General features: G+C 65.1%; 15 protein-coding genes. 9 read left to right on the top strand and 6 right to left on the bottom strand.

From position 1 onward, the window contains the following. Positions 1-121: 121 nt before the first annotated feature. Positions 122-931, top strand: coding sequence for an ABC transporter substrate-binding protein (locus tag DFS21_RS11685; protein WP_110699243.1), 810 nt, complete (start codon positions 122-124; stop codon positions 929-931). A 116-nt stretch (positions 932-1,047) separates the two neighbouring features. After that, positions 1,048-1,728 (top strand): alpha/beta hydrolase, encoded by a 681-nt coding sequence (locus tag DFS21_RS11680; protein ID WP_110699241.1) that lies wholly within the window; start codon positions 1,048-1,050, stop codon positions 1,726-1,728. A gap of 1 nt (position 1,729) precedes the next feature. Here the strand turns inward: DFS21_RS11680 and DFS21_RS11675 are convergent, their stop codons facing one another. Next, on the bottom strand, positions 1,730-2,011 hold the full coding sequence (locus DFS21_RS11675; protein ID WP_046855739.1) for a hypothetical protein: 282 nt from the start codon (positions 2,009-2,011) through the stop codon (positions 1,730-1,732). Between the two features lie 320 nt (positions 2,012-2,331). Between DFS21_RS11675 and DFS21_RS11670 the strand changes: the two genes are divergently transcribed. Further along, positions 2,332-4,419, top strand: a complete 2,088-nt coding sequence (locus tag DFS21_RS11670) for a bifunctional diguanylate cyclase/phosphodiesterase (protein WP_110699239.1) — start codon at positions 2,332-2,334, stop codon at positions 4,417-4,419. Here DFS21_RS11670 and DFS21_RS11665 read toward each other — a convergent pair. Next, on the bottom strand, positions 4,416-4,679 hold the full coding sequence (locus DFS21_RS11665) for a DUF1652 domain-containing protein (RefSeq protein ID WP_110699237.1): 264 nt from the start codon (positions 4,677-4,679) through the stop codon (positions 4,416-4,418). The genes DFS21_RS11670 and DFS21_RS11665 overlap by 4 nt on opposite strands. Before the next feature lie 291 nt (positions 4,680-4,970). On the opposite strand from DFS21_RS11665, the gene DFS21_RS11660 reads away from it, so the two are divergent. Next, complete coding sequence (locus DFS21_RS11660; protein WP_110699235.1) at positions 4,971-6,200, top strand: pyridoxal phosphate-dependent aminotransferase; 1,230 nt, start codon at positions 4,971-4,973, stop codon at positions 6,198-6,200. On the opposite strand, the gene DFS21_RS11655 is transcribed toward DFS21_RS11660, so the two are convergent. Both DFS21_RS11655 and DFS21_RS11650 read right to left on the bottom strand, forming a co-directional pair. Continuing rightward, positions 6,117-6,773, bottom strand: a complete 657-nt coding sequence (locus DFS21_RS11655) for a DUF1345 domain-containing protein (protein ID WP_102683921.1) — start codon at positions 6,771-6,773, stop codon at positions 6,117-6,119. The two genes, DFS21_RS11660 and DFS21_RS11655, sit on opposite strands and share 84 nt — an antisense overlap. A 69-nt stretch (positions 6,774-6,842) precedes the next feature. Beyond that, entirely contained in the window at positions 6,843-8,024 is a 1,182-nt protein-coding gene (locus tag DFS21_RS11650; RefSeq protein WP_110699717.1) for an NnrS family protein, read from the bottom strand. Between the two features lie 213 nt (positions 8,025-8,237). Between DFS21_RS11650 and xerC the strand changes: the two genes are divergently transcribed. Continuing rightward, complete coding sequence (gene xerC / locus DFS21_RS11645; protein WP_110699233.1) at positions 8,238-9,152, top strand: tyrosine recombinase XerC; 915 nt, start codon at positions 8,238-8,240, stop codon at positions 9,150-9,152. A gap of 23 nt (positions 9,153-9,175) precedes the next feature. Here xerC and DFS21_RS11640 read toward each other — a convergent pair whose 3' ends face one another. Together DFS21_RS11640 and gspG are read right to left on the bottom strand one after the other, a co-directional pair. Beyond that, the gene (locus DFS21_RS11640) at positions 9,176-10,354 is read right to left on the bottom strand and encodes a type II secretion system F family protein (protein WP_110699231.1); all 1,179 of its coding nucleotides are present in this window, start codon (positions 10,352-10,354) and stop codon (positions 9,176-9,178) included. An 11-nt stretch (positions 10,355-10,365) separates the two neighbouring features. Beyond that, on the bottom strand, positions 10,366-10,791 hold the full coding sequence (gspG, locus tag DFS21_RS11635) for a type II secretion system major pseudopilin GspG (protein WP_038706070.1): 426 nt from the start codon (positions 10,789-10,791) through the stop codon (positions 10,366-10,368). A gap of 186 nt (positions 10,792-10,977) precedes the next feature. On the opposite strand from gspG, the gene DFS21_RS11630 reads away from it, so the two are divergent. From DFS21_RS11630 to DFS21_RS11615, 4 genes are all read left to right on the top strand, one after another. Further along, complete coding sequence (locus DFS21_RS11630; protein ID WP_110699229.1) at positions 10,978-11,577, top strand: lytic transglycosylase domain-containing protein; 600 nt, start codon at positions 10,978-10,980, stop codon at positions 11,575-11,577. A 150-nt stretch (positions 11,578-11,727) separates the two neighbouring features. After that, on the top strand, positions 11,728-13,173 hold the full coding sequence (locus tag DFS21_RS11625; RefSeq protein WP_110699227.1) for an ATP-binding protein: 1,446 nt from the start codon (positions 11,728-11,730) through the stop codon (positions 13,171-13,173). Between the two features lie 293 nt (positions 13,174-13,466). Continuing rightward, positions 13,467-14,960, top strand: a complete 1,494-nt coding sequence (locus tag DFS21_RS11620) for a sensor histidine kinase (protein ID WP_110699225.1) — start codon at positions 13,467-13,469, stop codon at positions 14,958-14,960. Then, positions 14,929-16,356, top strand: coding sequence for a sigma-54 dependent transcriptional regulator (locus DFS21_RS11615; RefSeq protein WP_111532353.1), 1,428 nt, complete (start codon positions 14,929-14,931; stop codon positions 16,354-16,356). Before DFS21_RS11620 ends, DFS21_RS11615 begins: the two co-directional genes overlap by 32 nt. The last annotated feature ends 24 nt before the right edge of the window (positions 16,357-16,380 follow it).

Raw genomic sequence — 16,380 nt, 5'->3', positions numbered from 1 at the left:
TTTGCCCGTGACGCTGTACCGCATCACAGTTCGCCACATGGCACGTGGCGTTCGGCCATTTCTCGTGCAAACTGTGTAAGGCCACATCGTCGGTGGCGTAATCCATTGCACGAGGAGCGCCATGAGCGGACGTTGTCTGGGCCTGTCTGTGTGGTTGTCGTGCCTGCTGGCCGTGGTTCCACTGCGCGGCTTTGCCGCGGACAACTGCCAGCACCTCACCGCCACCGGCAACCCGGAGTACCCACCTTATCTCTGGCGCGACCCGCATAACCCCGCGCAACTGATCGGCGCCAATGCCGACTTGCTGAAGCAGGTGGCCAAGGACCTCGGCCTGGTGGTGGATGTGATGTATGTCGGGCCGTGGTCCAGGGCGCAGGAAGAAGTGAGCAGCGGGCGCATCGACATGCTGGCCGGCTACTTTCGCACCCAGGCGCGCGAACTGCTGACCGACTTCATCAGCCCGCCATTCCTGTTCAATTCCAGCGTGGTCTGGGTGCGCAAGGGTGAAGGCTTCGCCTACAGCGACTGGTCCGACCTGAAAGGGCGACGTGGCGGGACGCTGGTCAACAACAGCCATGGCCAGGCATTCGACGACTACGCCCGGGCGCAGCTCGACCTCGAAGCGGTGCCCAGCGTTACCCAGGCCTTCCAGAAGCTGCTGCTCAAGCGCAGCGACTACGTGATCTTCGAGCAGTACCCCGGCATGGCCCTGGCGCGCGCGCTGGGCAAGGAAAAGGAACTGGAGGTACTTGAGCCGCCGGTGTCCAGCGAAGGGCTGTACCTGGCGCTATCGCACAAGTCGGGTTGCAACCAGCCGGCGCTGCGCGAAGCGCTGGCGCGCAAGATGCGGGAGCTGGTGGCGGGGCCCTTGCCCGAGCAACTGGTGGCCGAGAACCTGGAGCGCTGGCAGCGTCAGCAGGCCGGCAAGTGAAGCGATTGCGTCATTAGTCGGCACCCTGTCCGATGCCTTTGATCTAAGGCCACGTTCTCTTGGGCCTATGCTGTTGTGGCGAAACCCCATCCTTGTTTTCTCGCGAAGGTATTCTCATGAGCCAGCCTACTGTCGTGCTTGTACACGGTTTTTGGGGCGGGGCCGCCCACTGGGGAAAGGTGATCGTCGAGCTGGCGCGCAAGGGCATCAAAGACGTGCGCGCCGTGGAGCTGCCTCTGACGTCCTTGGCCGACGATGCCGAGCGCACCCGCAAGATGGTGGCGCAGGCGCCAGGCGAGGTGCTGCTGGTAGGGCACTCTTACGGTGGGGCGGTAATCACCGAGGCCGGCAACGCCGCGAACGTGAAGGGCCTGGTCTTTATCGCGGCCTTTGCCCCAGACGCGGGTGAAAGCCCTGGTGGGCTGACACAGCAGCATCCACCCATCGCGGTAGCGAACCTTGCGCCGGACAGCGATGGCTATCTGTGGATCAAGGCCGACAAGTTCCACGAAAGCTTTTGCCAGGATCTGTCGGTGGATGAGGCATGGGTCATGGCGGTGACGCAGAAGGCGCCGCTGGCGAGTACCTTCGGTGACACCATCAGCGACCCGGCCTGGAAGCACAGGCCCTCGTGGTATCAGATTTCCAGCCAGGACCACATGATCGCCCCGCTCAATCAGCAAATGATGGCCGCGCGCCTGCAGGCGCGCAAAGTCATTACCTTGGATGCCAGCCACGCGTCACTGGCTTCGCGGGCAGGTGAGGTGGCCGCGCTGATCGAAGAAGCGTTAGGGTAGTTCAGCTCTTGCACTTGGCCACGACGACCTGGCAGGTCCGAGGCGTGCCCCCGGACCTGCCGGCATAGCGCATGCAACTGTCCAGCGACTTCCTGCTCGCCATGGCCAGTGTCGGACCGAATGCCAGGCCACCTTCGCCGCTGCTGGGCAGCGCCTTGGCATAGCAGTTGGAGCCTTGGGCGGCGTAGCGGGTGCTAGCGTGCTTGTTCGAACAACCGGTCGAAAAGGACAGGGTGATGGCGAGCAGGGCGAGCGGCACTGCATGCCTGGGCAGGGTGGCCATTGCAGGCTCCGGGAACGGCGTGGTGGTGTGTTGAGCTTAGCCGGAGTCGCTTCGCTTGGCTTGGTGTTTCTCATGGTCAGGGATCTGCAGGAGATGCCTGATCAATGGGTTTGCCCGCGATCAACGCCATGAGCAGAAGCAAACGACAAGTGGCAATATGCCTTCAGCTACTCGCGCAAAGGCTCTAACCCCTTCACTGCGGGGTTTGCGAGCGGCTTTTGGATCCATCGAGAAGCGCGAAAACCCCGTGCGTTTCAGCAAAGCTTGAGTACAATCATCGGCTTTTCCCGGGCCTCCCCGGTTCGTTCCTGGACGTGCGAATGCTGATCGGTAGCTACTCCTCCTCGCTGGTATTGATCTCGCTGTGCGTGGCCATCCTTGCCTCTTACACGGCCCTGGACCTGACCGGGCGTATCGCCACGGCCAAGGGCAGGGCGGTGTACCTGTGGATGGGCGGCGGGGCATTGGCCATGGGGATTGGCATCTGGTCGATGCACTTCATCGGCATGCTGGCGTTCAGCCTGCCCATCGAGCTGGGTTACGACACTGCGCTGACTGGCCTGTCGCTGTTGATCGCGGTGGCTTCGTCGGGCTTCGCCCTGTGGCTGGTGAGCCAGCCTAAACTACCGTGGCTGCAACTGGCCTTCGGTGCCTTGATCATGGGCACCGGCATCGCCTGCATGCACTACATGGGCATGGCCGCACTGCGCATGCAGCCGGGCATCGACTACGACCCGACGCTGTTCAGCGCCTCCCTGGCCATTGCGGTGGGCGCTTCTGCGGCGGCGCTATGGATAGCCTTCCGTCTGCGCCAGCACACGCCCTACGTACGGCAGATCCGTGGCGTGGCGGCGGTGGTGATGGGGGTCGCCATCGTCGGCATGCACTACACCGGCATGGCGGCGGCCAACTTCCCGGCGGGCAGCTTCTGCGGCGCACTGGCCACGGGGCTCGCGGGCGACGGCCTGGATTACCTGGTGCTGATCACCACCCTGGCAGTGCTGGCGGTGGCCTTGCTGACTTCGGTGCTTGACGCTCGGCTGGAGGCGCGCACGGCGGAATTGGCGCGCTCGCTGACCCTGGCCAACCAGGAACTGACCCAGCTGGCCCTGCATGACACCCTGACCGGGCTGCCCAACCGCACGCTGCTGGCCGACCGTATCGACCAGGCCGTCGGCCGCGTGGCGGAGCAGGGCGGCTGCTTCGCGCTGATGTTTATCGACCTCGACGGCTTCAAGCCCGTCAACGATGCCTTCGGCCACCATGTTGGCGACCTGCTGCTCAAGGCAGTGGCGGCGCGTTTGCGCGGCCACCTGCACAGCCAGGACACCCTGGCGCGCATCGGCGGCGACGAATTCGTGCTGCTGGTGGAGCTGGACGAGCCGGACGACGCCATGAATGTCGCGGCCAAGCAGGTCAACCTGATGGCCAGGCCGTTCCGTGTGGCCGAACACGACCTGCAGCTGTCGGCGAGCTTGGGCATCGTGCTGTATCCCGGCAATGGCCTGGACCAGCACGAACTGCTGCGCAACGCCGACGCCGCCATGTACCACGCCAAGAGCGCCGGCAAGAACGGCTACAGCTTCTTCGATGCGTCCATGAACAGTAACGCGCGCCAGCAGCTGCAACTGCTGCAGGACCTGCGCACGGCCCTGGAGCACGGCCAGTTCCGCCTGCACTACCAGCCCAAGTTCGACGCCGTGCAGCGCCTGCCCATTGGTGCCGAGGCCTTGCTGCGCTGGGAGCACCCGCAACATGGGTTGATGCTGCCGGACCGTTTCATCGGCCTGGCGGAAAAGACCGGGCTGATCATCCCGATCGGCGAGTGGGTGCTGGGTGAAGCCTGCCGGCAGATGCGCCAGTGGCTGGATCAAGGTAATGAAGGGTGGCGGATCGCGGTCAACCTGTCGGCCATTCAGTTCTGCCACGCCGGGCTGGTCGACAGTGTGGCGAGGGCGCTGGATGTAAATGACCTGCCAGCCAATCGCCTGACCCTGGAAATCACCGAGACCACCGCCATGCGCGACGCCGACGCCAGCCTGCACGTACTGCAGCGCCTGTCGGACATGGGCGTGGACCTGTCCATTGATGATTTCGGCACCGGCTACTCAAGCCTGATGTACCTCAAGCGCCTGCCGGCCAACGAACTGAAGATCGACCGTGGTTTTGTGCGGGACCTGGAGCAGGACAGCGATGATGCGGCGATCGTCTCGGCCATCGTCGCCCTGGGCCAGGCACTGGGTCTGCGCATTGTCGCCGAAGGCGTGGAAACCGACCGCCAGCAGGACTTCCTCACCCGCCTGGGTTGCGATTCGCTGCAGGGTTATCTGCTCGGCCAGCCGGTGCCGCCGGAGCAGTTCATGGCAGGGCTCCAGGCGCTCAAGGCACGCCAGGCCCAGGTAGGCTAGACCACGCTGCGCAAAGGGCTGGCAAGCAGGTCGAAGGTTTCCATCTCGGCCTCCACGGCCTCGATGATGCGCTCGACATCGGCGGCGTGCATGATGGTTGCGCAGGGGATGCCGGCAATGGCCAGCAGGGTTTCGCCGGTGGCACGGTCGAACAGCCGGGCGACCATGCTGCGCGGGGCATCCATGCTGGCTTCGAAACCCAACGGATGAAAATGCCAACGCATCACCTGGCAGGCGTTGGGGAACGTCATCTTGTTCATGCCAGCCTCCTTGTTCGTGAACGTGGTGATTGCAAAGCGGTAACAGCCTGGGCCGTCCTGGCCGTCAGGACTCTAACCTTAGCACCTGCCATGGCAGTATTCGCTGGAAAATATGGCAGATGTACTAATGCATGACGGCGGTCACAGTCCTGTCACGATGAACGGTGGGCGCGTAGGGCCAGGCAAACGTTTTCCCCGCGGGCCTGCGCCTGGCAGCCAGCAGCGCTCTGCTATGTTTACCGTCAGCGCTTTTCGGACCAGCGGTGCCGGCCGGCAGACAGGGAGACAGTCATGCGGTATTCCACGCTCACCCAACGCATCGCCGGTCACGCAGCCGCGGCCTGGGATATTCACTACCAGGCCCTTGAGCAGCGCCGCCAGGGGCGCGAGATCTTCCTGCTGTCGGTGGGCGATCCAGACTTCGACACGCCAGCCCCGGTGGTCGAGGCCGCCATTGCCAGCCTGCGTCGGGGCGAAACCCATTACAGCGATGTGCGCGGCAGCCTCGCCCTGCGCCAGGCGGTGGCGCGCCACAGCCAGCAGGCCATTGACGCCGAGCGGGTGGTGGTGACCGCCGGGGCTCAGTGCGGGCTGTTCGCGACCTTCCAGTGCCTGTTCGAGGCCGATGACGAGGTGATCGTCGCCGAGCCCATGTACGTCACCTACCACACGGTATTCGGTGCCTGCGCCGCGCGCGCCGTGCAGGTGCCGGTGCGGCCGGAGCAGGGGTTCCGCCTGGACCCATCGGCCGTGGCCCGGGCGATCACGCCGCGTACTCGCGGGCTTCTGCTCAACAGCCCGCACAACCCCACGGGGGCGGCAATCGGCCTGACCGATCTGAAGTGCTTGGCGCGCTTGTGCCAGGAACACGACCTGTGGCTGATCTGCGACGATGTCTACCAGTCACTGCTGTACGACGGCGAGGCATCGAATCCGCTGGGCTTGCCGGGCATGGCCGAGCGCTGCGTGTCGATCGGCAGCCTGTCCAAGTCCCACGCCATGAGTGGCTGGCGCGTCGGCTGGGTGATCGGGCCGCCGCAGTTCGCCCGGCACCTCGGCAACCTGGTGATGAGCATGCTGTTCGGCCTGCCGGAGTTCGTCATGCAGGCGGCCTGCGTGGCTCTGGATCAGGCTGGAGATGAGGTGCGGCGCATGCGCGAGGTGTACCGGGCGCGGCGCGACCGGGTGTGCGCTTCGCTTGAGGATTGCCCCGGCATCCATGCGCATCAGCCTGCCGGGGGCATGTTCGTGATGCTCGATATACGTGGCACCGGGCTCAGCGCCCAGGCGTTCGCCCAGCGTCTGTTGAGCGAAGAGGGCGTGGCACTGTTGCCGGGTGATGGTTTCGGGCCCAGCGCAGCAGGGCATGTGCGGCTGGGATTGGTGCTCGAGGCGCAGGTGCTGGCACAGGTATGCCAGCGCATCCGCAACTGTGCTTCACGCGCCCTGGCCGAGCAGCCCGGCCGCGATATTGATGGTGAAGCCCAGGATCGCCGTATTGAACACGAAGCCTACCAGTGAATGGGCCAGCACCACCCGACGCATGGCCCGTCCGCCGACGCCGATGTCGGAGGTCTGCACGGCGACATTGATGGTGAACGAGAAGTAGTGAAAGTCCCAGTAGTCCGGGTTGCGCTCGCCATCGGCAAAGCGCAGCGGGGGCTCATGGCGGTCACCGGTGTAGAACAGCCGGGCATAGTGCAGGCTGAAGATGCAGCCGATCAACAACCAGGAACCAGCCACCGTCAGCCCGGTGTACAGGTAGTGCAAGGCCAGGGCACTGCCTTCCAGGCCGCGGCTGGACACCAGTTGCAGGGTGACAGCCGCCAGGCTGGCGATGGCCGAGACGCACACGGTGATCAGTACCAGGCCGGCGTTTTCATCTTCGATGCGGGCGACCTTGCGCACCCGCTCGGCATTGGCCCGCAGGCTCAGCCACAGGACCATGGCCAGGTAAAGCCAGACGCCGATGTTCCAGCCGACGAGGATATGCTGCACGGTATCGCCGGCGGGGATCAGCCAGCCGCCGAGCAGGCCGGCCAGGGTGGCGATACTCAGGCGTGGGTGAGTGCGGGTGAGGTGGTGGAAGGCCATGCGGTCCCTTGGCGGTTGAACGTGACTTCAACTGTAGACCAGATGCGGCCCTGTCGCGGGGCAAGCCCGCTAGCCCGGCATGCCGTCCACCCGCGCACGCAACAGGATCGGCAGGTAGTGCCAGAGGAACAGCAGCAGCGCCGCGCTGCCGAACAATACCGACAACCCCAGCCCCAGCGGCGTGAACGGCGCCACGATCACGCGGGCCAGTGCCGCCAGCTGGATCAGCGCGAATGCCCAACTCATGCTGCGGGGTACCTGAAGAGGGCGCCCGGTATGCCCCAGGCTGACCCGCGCCATCATCGCCACGATCAGCCCGGTCATGGCGCCGACCGTCAGCGCATGGGCGGCCAGGCTAGGGTTGATCGGCACCCCGGCATGCCACAGCGCCAACCCCAGGCAGGCGGGAATCAGCCAGGCATAGGCCAGGTGCAGCGACCACAGTAACGGCACATGCCACAGACCACGGTCGTGCCACAGTACCAGGCGTATACCATGCAGCACGGCCAGGGCGGCGAACAGCACGGCCATCAGGGGGTGTGATGCATCGTTGAGCCCCAGCACATAGGTCAGCGGCAGCGCCACGCTGCCCAGCAGGCAGGCGCGGTCCAGCCAGGGCCGGGCCGGTGCCGGGCTCATGTTGCCCAGGCCGCGGCGGGTGAAGAACGGGATGACCCGGCCGCCGATCACGCTCATCATCGCCGCCACCAGCCACAGCCCGGCCAGCACGCCTCGCCGTTGCCACAGCGGGTCGTCGCGCAGCCAGCCTGCAAGGGTCAGCCACTGGCAAGCCGCGATGAGCAATACCAGGCCGATGATGGGGTAGTTGTTGCGCAGCCGACGCTGGATGATCGGCCGCGCCAGGGCCAGCGCCACCAGGGGCAGGAACGCGCCCTCTATCAGCACCAGTAGCCAGGCGGGCAAGGGCAGGAACCAACTTGCCCGGCCCAGCAGCCAGAGCAGGAACAGCCCCTGCAGCGGTCGGCCACTGAGACCCGGGATGCCACTCCAGTTCTGCACCGCCGTGAGCAGGAAGCCAGCAACGATGGCCACAGCGAAGCCAAACAGCATTTCGTGGCGGTGCCAGGCGAGCATGCCGCCGGCCGGCTCGAGCGCGTAAGCGCCGACCAGCACGCCGGCCCACAGCAGCAGGGCAACCAGGGCGAACAGACTGCCGCCGAGGAAGAAGGGTCGAAAACCCAGGGCCCAGAGGGCCTGACGGGGGCGGGTGGTGATCGGCTGGACGAGCATGGCGAGGACCTTGGTTCGATCGAAACGGTTGAATGGGGTACCATCACGAACCATGCCAGCGTTCAAAAGCCTTGAATATCAAGGTGATGGCACTTTTGAAGTCATTATGACCCCATTTCTATGTTGTCATTTTGACCTTTGTCATGGTTGAAATGACTCGCTTTGCGCCGCCTTGCCTCGATCGCCAGGGCGGCTTGCTACAGGATCCCCGTTGTGACCGACCTCCTGCGCAATCCGCTGCTGCAGTACCTCGCCCGGTTGGCCCCGTCCAGCCAGCTGACCATGCGCTACATCCTGCAGGACGCCGCCGACCGCCTGGGGTTTGCCGACTGCGATATCGCCGAGGTGCCCTGGCACCGCCTGGAACCCGGCCATGTGATCGCCCTGGTCGCTGCGCTGCGCGCCGATGGCTATGCGCCCAACACGTCGTCGTTGTACGTCAATGCCGTGCGTGGAGTGATGAACGAGGCCTGGCGCCAGGGTTTGATCGAGCACGAACAGTTGTTGATGATCCGCGAGGTCAAGCCAGCGGGCGGTAGCCGCCTGCCGCCGGGACGCAACCTGCGGCGCAGCCTGATCCGCGAGCTGATGGACGTGTGCGCCGCCGACCCGCGTCCTCAGGGTGTGCGTGACGCGGCCATCCTGGCGTTGCTCTACGGCACCGGGATGCGCAAATCGGAATCGGTCGATGTGAACCTTGACCAGGTGGATTTCCAGGAGCGCAGCGTGCAAGTGCTGGCCAAGGGCAACCGTCAGCTGGTCAAGTACGCCCCGGCCTGGGCCTTCGACAAGCTGCAGGCCTGGCTCGACCTGCGCCGCCAGCACCTGCCGGCCGGCGAGCGCGACGACAGTTTCCTGTTCAATCGCATCCGCCGTGGCAGCCACATCACCCGCGCGCGCATCACCAAGCACGCGATCTACTACATCGCCCGCCAGCGCGGGGCGCAGGTGGGGGCGAAGATCATGCCGCATGATTTTCGCCGGGCATTCATCACCCGGGTGATCGAGGAGCACGACCTGTCGATCGCGCAGAAGCTGGCGCACCACGCCAATATCCAGACCACGGCCGGGTATGACCGACGGGACGACAACGAGCGGCGCAGGGCGGTGGAGCGGTTCGACTACTGAACCGCTGCATTTTCTTGCGAGCATCAGTGAATGCTCGATGCCAGCTCGAAAATTGGCATGTACATCAGAATCACGATCAGCCCGATCAGCAGGCCGATAAAGGTCATCAACAACGGCTCGAACAATTTCACGAACCACTCTACCCAGCGCCCGATCTCCTGGTCGTGGAAGTCGGCACAACGCTCAAGCATCTCACCCAGGTTGCCCGATTGTTCGCCGGCGCGCAGCAGGCGTAGCGAGACGGGGGTCACCAGCTGGCCGGCCTGCAGCGCATCGGATAACGGCAGGCCCTCGGCGACCCGTTGACTGGCCTGCTCCAGGCCCTCGGCCGCGGTGCTGCCCAGCAGGCCGCGGGCCATGCCCAGTGCGGTGAGGATGGGGATGCCCCCTTGCAGCAAAATCCCCAGTGACCGGTAGAAGCGCGCCAGCTCATACATCATCAGGCGCTGGTGCAGCGCGGGCAGTCGGCGCAGCAGGCGGCCGGCGCCACGGCGCACGGCCGGGTGGCGACGCAGGGCGACCAGGGTGCCGACGCCGACAAACGTGCCCAGCCCCAGGGGTAGTTGCTGGGCATGCAGGAACAGACCGATCTGCATCAGCACCCGCGACAGCCACGGCAGTTCGCTGCCCATGCCCTCGAACACCAGGCTGAAGCGGGGCACCACGTACCCCAGCAGGAACAGCACCACGCCGCCGCCCACCAGCAACAGCAGCAGCGGGTAGACCGAGGCACCGACCAGCTTCTGGCGGACCAGATCCAACCGCTGGCGATAGCTGATGTAGCGGGTGAGGGCGTCGCCCAATGCGCCGGTGCGTTCGCTGGACTGCACCAGGGCCACGTACAGGGTGGGGAACACCCGCGGCTGCAGGGCCAGGGCCTGGGACAGCGAGCGCCCCTCATAGAGTTGGCGCACCAGTTGCTCCAAGGTCTTGCGCGTGGCGCCGCCCGGGGCTTTCTCGGCCAGGCTCTCGAGGGCGTCGATCAGCGGCAGGCCGGCGCCGAGCAAGGTGGTCAGCTCCTGGCTGAACAGCATCAGATCGAACGCCGCCACGCGTCGTCGCAGGGCCAGGCCCTGGCTGCGCACGCTGAGCACGCGCAGCCCCTGGTCCTCGGCCTGGCGCCGGGCCTGGTCGCTGTCCTCGGCCTCCACCTGCAATTGCACCACGCCCTGGCTTCCCAGGGCCTTGAGCTGATAGCGCATGGCCGGGGCCCTCATTGCCAACTGGTGATCTCGGCGTTTTCGCCGTCACCACCGGGTTGGCCGTCCTTGCCCATCGACAGCAGGTCGTACTCGCCGCCGTTCTCGCCGGGCTGCTTGTAGATGTAGGGGCGGCCCCAAGGGTCCTGTGGCACGGCCTTCTGCAGGTAGGGGCCCGACCAGCGCGCTTCGCCACCTGGCGCGACCACCAGGGCCTGCAGGCCCTGCTCGCTGCTGGGGTAGTGGCCTACCTCCAGGCGATAGAGGTCCAGTGCCTTGCCCAGCCCCTCGATCTGCGCCCGGGCCACCTTGGCCTCGGAGCGGCCCAGCTGGCTGAAGTACTTGGGCGCGACGATGCCGGCCAACAGGCCCAGCACCACCAGCACCACCAACAGTTCGAGCAGGGTGAAGCCGCGTTGGGTACGGATGCTGCGTTGCATGGTGAAACCCTCCGGTGCATTTACCCCTGCCATGCAACAGCCGTGCACGTCTGCTTCGGGCCCTTGCGCCATGGGCCGCAGCAGGCGGCACGCGGCTTGCGTCGCAGTCGAAAAGCCCGGGTTAACGGGGCATCTCCCCCACATCGGGGGCCACGCTTGGGTTATTTGCGGCGGGAGGCGAACGACATGCGAGGACTGATCCTGGGGTTGGTGGCGGGGCTGATGGCATTCGCCGCCCAGGCCGACATCTATGTCTCGAGCGATGGCAAGGGCGGCTTCGTGCTGTCCAACGTGCACCGGCCGGGCCGGCATTACGACCGGGTCATCAGCGAACGCCCGACAGCGGGCGGGCCGGTCAATGCGCAACTGATCACCGGGCGACCCTACGCCGACCTGGTGGCGGCCGCGGCGTTGGCCCACGGTGTGCCCCCGGCGTTGCTGCACGCGTTGATCAAGGCCGAGTCCGGCTACAACCCCAAGGCGCGCTCGGCCAAGGGCGCGGCGGGGTTGATGCAACTGATGCCGGACACGGCGAAAGAGATGGGCGTCAAGGATGTACTCGATCCACAGGCCAACGTGCAGGGAGGGGCGCGCTACCTCAAGCGCATGCTCACGCTGTTCGACAACGACATCACGTTGGCCGTGGCGGCCTACAACGCGGGGCCTGAGGCGGTTCTCAGCCGTGGACGGGTGGTGCCGCCGTTCGCCGAGACCCTGCGCTACGTGCCGAATGTGTTGCGCGACTATCGCCTGCTGCGCGGGCTGGCTGGGGATGCGCCGCTTTGAGCGGCGAGGTGTTCTCCGTGATCCTTGCAGCGCCTGTAAGGGTTGCGGTGAGCACCTGGCGGCCCTCACGCGCTCAATAGCCTCACCTCACCCATGCTTTCCCCAACTCTGGGCTATAACCTGTAGAGGTGCCCAGCCGCGGAGCCCGCCATGGACCTCGCCCCCCGTCCCGACACATTGCTGCCCGCCGAAATCGGCCAGGCGCGCAAGCCGTTCGACCTGCTGCGCTGGTACGCCTGGGTCAGCCTGGCGATCATCCTGTCGGTGGGGGTTGGCCTGGGCCTGATCTCAAGCCGCTTCATCATTGACGAGAGCGTCGAGCGCGATGCCTTGCTCACCGCCCAGTTCATCACCTCCATCGCCGACGCCGAAGTGCGCCATGTCTCGATTCCCAACGTGCGGACCATGGGTGAGCTGCTTGATCCGCGCACCGACCATGCCTTGCCCGATGTCGACCCTGAGGCCAGGCGCCGGGCCCGTGGCGAGTTCCTCGACCATATCGCGCACCTGCCGGACATGCTCCTGGCCAACATCTACGCCCCTGATCGCACGGTGATCTGGTCGAGCAACCCGGCGCTGATCGGCAAGCTGATCGAATCGGACGACGACCTCGACCGGGCATTCGAGTACAAGATGCGGGTGTCGGCCAGCTACCACAACTTCGAGCAGGCGCGCAGCGAGCAGAAGTTCGTCACCCCGCCCGAGCAGCTATTCATCGAGAACTACATCCCCTTGTTCGACGCCGACGGCGAAAACGTCATGGCGATGGTCGAGATCTACAAGGAACCCCATGATCTGATCGTGCGTATCGAGCACGGCCTGCTGCTGATCTGGCTGGCCATCGCCGCGGGTGCCGGCCTGGTGTATGTCGGTCTGTACGGCATCATGCGCCGCGCCGCCCGGCTGGTGGCGGTGCAGCAGAAGCGGCTGATCGGCAACGAAACCTTCGTGGCCCTGGGCGAGGTGTCGTCGGCGGTGGCCCACAGCCTGCGCAACCCGCTGGCCAGCATCCGCTCCAGCGCCGAGCTGGCCCAGGCCTTCGACGATGGCCCGGCGCAGAAGAACATCAGCGACATCATCAGCCAGGTCGACCGCATGTCGCAGTGGGTGCGTGAGCTGCTGCAATCGCTGCGCCCGCTTGGCGATGAAGCCGTGGCGGTGGATGTAGCCCAGAGCCTGCGCGACAGCTTGCAGGCGTTTGCCCACGCGCTGGAGCGCGGCGGCGTGCGGTTGCTGCTGCCTGAGCTGCCAAGCGTGCAGGTGCTGGGCCAGCCGGCGCTGCTCGGGCAAATCTTCAGCAGCCTGATCGCCAACGCCCTGGAGTCGATGGAGGCCGGTGGCGAGCTGCGTGTTGAAGTGGTGCGCAATGATCGGCGTAATCTGAGCCTGCGGCTCTCGGATACCGGCAAGGGCATGAACGAGCAACAGCAGCGCATGGCCTTCCGGCCATTCTTCACTACCAAGCAAGGCGGCGTGGGCGTGGGGCTGATGCTGGTGAAAAGGATCATGGAGCGCTTCGGCGGCTCGGTGCGGTTGAGCAGTCGTGAGGGGGCAGGGACCCGGGTACTGCTGAATTTTCGGGTGGCATCAACTTAACCTTAAGCTATAGATATTGAGTCCAATACACTGATTTATAAGGAAATTATCAAAAATGGGTGACCGTTACCCAAAAGTGGGGAATTATCCAACAAGCAAGATTAATAATGATCTTCAACATAATGATTTATAAAGAAAAATCATAAATTCAAGTTGCTGGCTGGTTTTTTGCTAGACCTCTCGCAAGCCTGCGCTGACACCTTCAGCAAAGGTTCGATGGAATCACTTTGCTACCACCGGTAGCAGAGCAGCATGCCGGTGAACCTCATCGGCGTTCAGGTGGGAACGACGCGATGCAGACGCTCGAAAACGGTGCCCCCGACAAGGCCGCGCCTCCCGCCAGCGGGTTGGCAACGCCGCTGCACGAGTTCAACCTGCTGCGCTGGTTCTCGCTGGTCAGCCTGCTGATCATCGCCTCGGTGGCCGGTGGATTGGGCTATGTGTCGACACGTTTCGTGGTGCGCGACAGCGTCGAGCGCGATGCCATGCTCACCGCCCAGTTCATCCAGGCCATGGCCCAGGCCGAGGTGCGGCACTCGCAGCTGCCGCCGGGCATCACCATGGGCGAGTTGCTCGATCCGCGCCTCGACCAGCAGCACCTGCAGTTCACTCCGCAGTTGGCCGAGTCGACCCGGGTGGAGTTCCTCGACCACGTCGAGCACCTGCCCGACACCTTGCTGGCCAATGTCTATGCCCGCGACCGCACGGTGGTGTGGTCGACCAACCCGCACCTGATCGGCAAGCGCATCGATGAAGATGACGATCTGGAACGCGCCTTCCGCTCGCGCAAGTCGGTGTCGGCCAGCTATCACAAGGCCGACGAGGACCGCGAAGAGCAGAAGTTCCAGCGCGAGCCCCGGCACCTGTTCATCGAGAACTACATCCCGCTGTTCGACAGCCAGGGCGAGCAGGTGCTGGCGATGGTCGAGATCTACAAGGAGCCGCATGACCTGGTGCGGCGCATCCATCGCGGTTATGTGCTGATCTGGGCTTCCACCCTGGTCGGAGGGGCGTTGATCTACTTCGGCCTGTTCTGGATCGTGCGCCGCGCCGCCAGCCTGCTGCATCACCAGCAAGACCGCCTGGTGGCCAGCGAGACCTATGTGGCCCTGGGCGAGATGTCCTCGGCGGTGGCTCACAGTTTGCGCAACCCATTGGCCAATATCCGCTCCAGCGCAGAACTGGCCCAGGACATCGCCAGCCCGGCGGCGCAGAAGAACATCGGTGACATCATCACCCAGGTCGATCGCATGTCGCGCTGGGTCCGCGACTTGCTGGTATCGCTGCGCCCGACCAGCGACGAAGCCGAGTCGGTCGACCTGGTGGCGGCCGTCGAGGATGCGCGGCAGGCCTTCGCTCCGCAGATCGAGCGCAACAACGTGCGCTTCGCCTTCGTCGGGCCTGCGACGCAATGGGTGGCCAGCCAACCGTTGCAACTGACGCAGATCCTAAACAGCCTGTTTGCCAACGCCCTGGAGGCCATGCCCCAAGGCGGCGAGCTGCGCGCCGAGGTGCGCCAGCTGGAGGGGCAGCAGGCGCAACTGCAGCTCAGCGATACCGGGAAGGGCATGAGCGAGCAGCAGCGGCGCATGGTGTTCAAGCCGTTCTTCACCACCAAACAAGGCGGCCTGGGTGTTGGCCTGGCCCTGGTCAAAAGGATCATGGAACGCTTTGGCGGCGCGGTCGAACTGACCAGCCGCGAAGAGGAAGGAACCCGCGTCAGCCTGACTTTCAATATTGCAGCGGGAGAGGACCATGGAGCACAGCATCCTGGTGGTCGAGGATGATGAAATCCTTGCCGACAACATTCGCACCTACCTGAGCCTCAAAGGGTTCGAGGTCACGGTGTGCCACAGCGCGGAACTGGCGCTGGAGCAGATCAAGCGCGCCCGGCCTGACGCCGTGCTGACCGACAATTCGCTGCCCGGCATGAGCGGCCACGACCTGTTGCGCTCGCTGGTAGCCCAGGCGCCGGAGCTCAAAGTGATCATGATGACCGGCTACGGCAACGTCGAAGACGCCGTGCTGGCCATGAAGGAGGGCGCGTTCCACTACCTCACCAAGCCGGTAGTGCTGGCCGAGCTCAAGCTGATGCTGGACAAGGCCCTGGCCGCCGAACGCATGGAGCGCACGCTGTCGTTCTACCAGGAACGGGAGGCGCAGAAGTCCGGTTTGCAGGCATTGATCGGCGAGTCGCCGGCCATGCTAGAGCTCAAGCACACCTTGCAGCAGCTGCTCGATGCCGAACGGCGCATGGCCAGCGGCGACCTGCCGCCGGTGTTGGTCGAGGGCGAGACCGGTACCGGCAAGGAGCTGGTGGCGCGCGCCCTGCATTTCGACGGCAGCCGGGCCAAGGGGCCGTTCATCGAGTTCAACTGCGCCTCGATTCCCGCCCACCTGCTGGAGGCCGAACTGTTCGGCCACGAAAAAGGCGCGTTCACCGATGCCAAGGAGCGTCGCGTGGGCCTGGTCGAGGCGGCTGACGGCGGCACCCTGTTCCTCGACGAGATCGGCGAGATGGACCTGGTGCTGCAGGCCAAGCTGCTCAAACTGCTGGAGGACCGCACCATCCGCCGCATCGGCGCGGTCAAGGAGCGCAAGGTCGACCTGCGGGTGATCAGCGCCACCAACTGCAACCTGGAGCGGATGGTCCAGCAGGGCAAGTTCCGCCGCGACCTGTTCTTCCGCCTGCGCATCATCGCCCTCAAGGTGCCGCGCCTGTTTGCCCGTGGCCAGGACATCCTGCGCCTGGCCCGGCACTTCCTGGCCCACCACGGGCGGCGCTATGGCAAGCCCAACCTGCGCTTCTCGGCCGAGGCCGAGGCGCTGATGCTGGGTTACAGCTGGCCGGGCAATGTGCGCGAACTGCGCAACATGCTCGAGCAGACGGTGTTGCTGGCGCCCAGCGAAGTGATCGGCGCCCACCAGCTGAACCTGTGCATGACCCTGGTCGACGAACCGCTGGCACAGCCGGCGCAGGTGCTGGCATTCGAGGCGCCGCGCCACGAGCCCCCGGCAGCGGCAAGCTTGCCGGACATGGAGCGCGATATGGTCTGTCGTACCCTGGACCGCACCGACTGGAACGTTACCAAGTCGGCACGGTTGCTGGGATTGTCGAGGGACATGCTGCGCTACAAGATCGAGAAACTCGGGTTGATCCGGCCGGACAAGCGGCAGTGGTGAGCGGGCATGCTAATGGCCTGTCAG

Source organism: Pseudomonas sp. 2848 (assembly GCF_003253945.1).
Lineage (GTDB): Bacteria > Pseudomonadota > Gammaproteobacteria > Pseudomonadales > Pseudomonadaceae > Aquipseudomonas.
This window is presented reverse-complemented; position numbering and strand designations above follow the sequence as displayed.